Source organism: Syntrophorhabdaceae bacterium, assembly GCA_028713955.1.
Classification (GTDB): domain Bacteria; phylum Desulfobacterota; class Syntrophorhabdia; order Syntrophorhabdales; family Syntrophorhabdaceae; genus UBA5609.
The window spans coordinates 1-3,573 of sequence record JAQTNJ010000287.1; the positions used below are offsets into that span (position 1 = coordinate 1).

Genomic DNA, 3,573 nt, shown 5'->3' on the forward strand with positions numbered 1-3,573 from the left:
GGATAGAAGACAGGATCACCTATGAGCAGGGCATCTTTGAAAGTCTGGACGTGATAATCCTGACAGACGCCCGGCCCGTAAAAGGCAACAGAAAACTCCTTGACTCGTTCATGGAATACTTTTTCAAAAACCTTACAGAGAACAAACATGTCATGAAAGATTTTATCCAGTCTGCTGTGCTTATGCCAAGCGCCCTTACCTTTTTCGGCGGTTTCAAAACCGAAAAGGAAGGAGAAAACAAGGATAAATTAAATATTAAGCTTCTCGGCTGGGCGCCTCTTATCCTCGCAGTAAGAATGGCCGCCCTTGTGAGCGGTATCTATGAAAGAAGTACATTGCAGCGGATACAGTCACTCAGAGAAAAAAACATCATTAAAAAGGATATGGACAAAGATCTCATAGATGCATATTTTACGTTTGTGAGATTCAGGATAATAAGCCAGATCAATCACAGGGCCGACAATACAAAAAACATGAATTATCTAAAACCTGATATGCTCGGGCCGGAAGAACAGGAGCGGCTTCGCAAGGCAATGAAAGCGGTAGAGTCTTTTCAGAAATATATCCAGGAAACCCAGCTCTTCGGGCAGCCGTTTTAGCGATGAGCTATACGCAGAGAGCTTTTACGCAGAAACGTTATTAGCATGGAGGAATAAATGAAAGTCGTGGAACTTATGAACAAGAACGTCGTCACATGCCACCCTTCAGAAAAACTCAACGTTATTATCAACAAATTCGAGCTCTTTAATATCGCAGGTATGCCCGTAGTCGACAAAGGCAAACTCGTAGGCATCATCTGTCAGAGCGATATTCTAAGAGGACTGAAAACAGGCACTATGCAGGATCTTGCTGTCAGGGAGGTCATGGTCGAGGATGTTATAACTGTTCCGCCGACGGAGTCCGCCGTCAATATTGCAAAGATCATGATAGAAAAAAAGGTCAACAGGGTCCCTGTTATCGATAATGATAAGCTGGTTGGTATTGTCACAAGGGGCGACATCATAAAGGCTGTGGCTGAATGCGGGTGAGAATACAGTTCGGAGTTCGGGGTACCCGCTTACGGGTCGCCGGAGTTCGGAACAAGAGATTTGCGAATCAAAAGATGGTCTAATAAGGGAGGCATGAACAGTGAAGATCGATAAGGGAGTAGTGGAATACGTTGCCCACCTGGGAAGGCTTGCCCTGGAACCCCATGAGATTGAGTTATACACCGCTCAGCTCAACAGGATTCTCGAATATATGGACGCCCTCAATGCCCTTGATACTGAGGGGGTGGAACCTACAAGTCACGCAATCCCCGTGGCCTGCGCGTTAAGGGACGATCTGGTAAAAGATTCTTTCAGCGTAGAAGACTCGATTCTGAATGCACCGGAGAAGATAGGCTCATCCTTTAAGGTACCTCCGATCATTGAGGTGGAAGAATGAAGCAGCTCATAGCTCATGGCTCATGGCTGACCGGATACTGGATACTCGATACTGGATGCTGGCGATAAACCCGTAAGTCGTAAGTCGTGAGGGGAATGAACCCTGTGAAATGTAAAATGTGAAATGTTTAAACCTTTTCACTTTTCACGTTTCACTTTTCACGATATCAGTTGATAATGAAAGACAAGGAGACATTGTGGAAAATATCCTGGATATGACGATTGCACAGATAAGGGGGCTCCTTCAGAAAAGGGAGATAAGTTCCGTTGAATTGACCAATTACTTTCTTGAGAGGATCAAAAGGTATGACGGGGATATCTCTTCATATATCAAAGTAACGGGGGAACATGCCCTGAAAATGGCAAGGGAGGCCGATGAAAAAATTGCCGGCGGAGGAAAAGGTCAGCTCCTCGGAATTCCTCTCGGCATCAAGGACATCTACTGCACAAAAGGCATAGAGACCACCTGCGGATCACAGATCCTGAAAGGCTTTATCCCTCCCTACGATGCAACGATCATCAGAAGATTAAAAGATGAAGGGTATGTCCACCTGGGAAGACTCAATATGGATGAATTCGCCATGGGTTCATCGACTGAAAATTCATCCTTTCAGACCACAAAAAATCCATGGGACCTGTCCCGCATTCCCGGGGGCTCCAGCGGCGGGTCAGCGGCAGCCACAGCAGCAGGCCTCTGCATTGCATCCCTCGGAACCGACACCGGAGGGTCAATCCGCCAGCCGGCAAGCCTCTGCGGAGTTGTCGGTATGAAACCGACCTATGGCAGGGTTTCCCGATACGGTCTCATTGCATTCGCCTCATCGCTTGACCAGATAGGACCTATCACGAGGAACGTGAGCGACTGCGCCACTATGATGAATGTCATTGCGGGACACGATTCTATGGACTCCACGTCGATCCCGCAGTCGGCGCCTGATTATACTGCCTTTCTCGGAAGAGATATAAAAGGCTTGAGGATAGGGATACCGAAGGAGTATTTCAGGGATGGGATGGAGACAGACGTCAAAAAAGAGATGGATGCGTCGATAGCATTGTTCGAAAAACAGGGCGCTTCCATCATGGATATTTCGCTGCCCCATACTGAACATGCAGTAGCGACCTACTACATCATATGCACGGCAGAGGCATCCTCCAATCTCGCGCGATACGACGGGGTCAAATACGGGTTACGGGAATCAGGAAAAGATATCATCGACATGTATAAAAAAACGAGGTTCAAGGGGTTCGGCAAAGAAGTGAAACGGCGGATCATCCTGGGGACCTACGTCCTCTCATCAGGATACTACGACGCTTATTACAGGAAGGCAAGCAAGGTGAGAACGCTGATCAGGAAAGACTTCGACGAGGCCTTCAAGGCATGCGACATTATTGTAACCCCTGTCTCCCCGACGACTGCCTTCAAAATCGGCGAAAAGATGGAAGACCCTCTCGCCATGTATCTCTCGGACATCTTTACCATACCGGTGAACCTGGCAGGTCTCCCAGGGATGTCTGTGCCCTGCGGGCTGGATAAAAAAGGCCTTCCGATCGGCTTGCAGATCATCGGGAAACCTCTTGATGAGGCCCTCATGATCCAGGCGGCATACGTCTTTGAGGCAGGGCGGAAGGTACAGAGGATACCGGAAAAATACAGATGAATAACCAATCACCAATTTGTATGAAAAAAAATCCTAAATCCGAATATCGAAACACTAAACAAATTCAAATTTATCAATGTTCAAAATTCAAAACGTGCGTAGGATCTATTGTTTGGGACATTCTATATTTGAGTTTTGATATTGTTTCGGATTTAGATATTCGGATTTCGGATTTACTATGAGCTATCAGTCATGAAGCTATCTATCACATCACATAATGTCCTAAATTTTACGCACGCCCTCAAAGACATGGGTATCGATACGTACATCTTCGACAAGGGCGATTCGATGACCATTTCAAAACTCCAGAAAGAAGTCCGTCAATGCAGGAAATGCGCCCTTGCCGCAACGCGCAGGAACGTTGTCTTCGGCGAGGGAGATGTCAATGCGCGATTGGTCTTTGTCGGTGAAGCGCCGGGAGAGGAAGAGGATATCCAGGGAAGACCATTTGTAGGGAGAGCGGGCAAGCTCCTCGACCAGCTTATCGAGAG

The 3,573-nt window shown here is 47.2% G+C and carries 5 protein-coding genes; all 5 read left to right on the forward strand.

Features of this window, described 5'->3' with window-relative positions; translation table 11 throughout:
• Positions 1-599, forward strand: a 599-nt coding sequence (locus PHU49_15805; GenBank protein MDD5245473.1) for a putative nucleotidyltransferase substrate binding domain-containing protein, incomplete at its 5' end; no start/stop codon positions are given.
• 57 nt (positions 600-656) lie between these two features.
• Positions 657-1,028 (forward strand): CBS domain-containing protein, encoded by a 372-nt coding sequence (locus PHU49_15810; protein MDD5245474.1) that lies wholly within the window; start codon positions 657-659, stop codon positions 1,026-1,028.
• A 100-nt stretch (positions 1,029-1,128) separates the two neighbouring features.
• Positions 1,129-1,425, forward strand: coding sequence for an Asp-tRNA(Asn)/Glu-tRNA(Gln) amidotransferase subunit GatC (gene gatC / locus PHU49_15815; GenBank protein ID MDD5245475.1), 297 nt, complete (start codon positions 1,129-1,131; stop codon positions 1,423-1,425).
• Positions 1,426-1,621: 196 nt separating this feature from the next.
• Positions 1,622-3,082 (forward strand): Asp-tRNA(Asn)/Glu-tRNA(Gln) amidotransferase subunit GatA, encoded by a 1,461-nt coding sequence (gene gatA, locus PHU49_15820; protein ID MDD5245476.1) that lies wholly within the window; start codon positions 1,622-1,624, stop codon positions 3,080-3,082.
• Between the two features lie 192 nt (positions 3,083-3,274).
• On the forward strand, positions 3,275-3,573 hold a 299-nt coding region (locus PHU49_15825), incomplete at its 3' end, for a uracil-DNA glycosylase family protein (GenBank protein ID MDD5245477.1).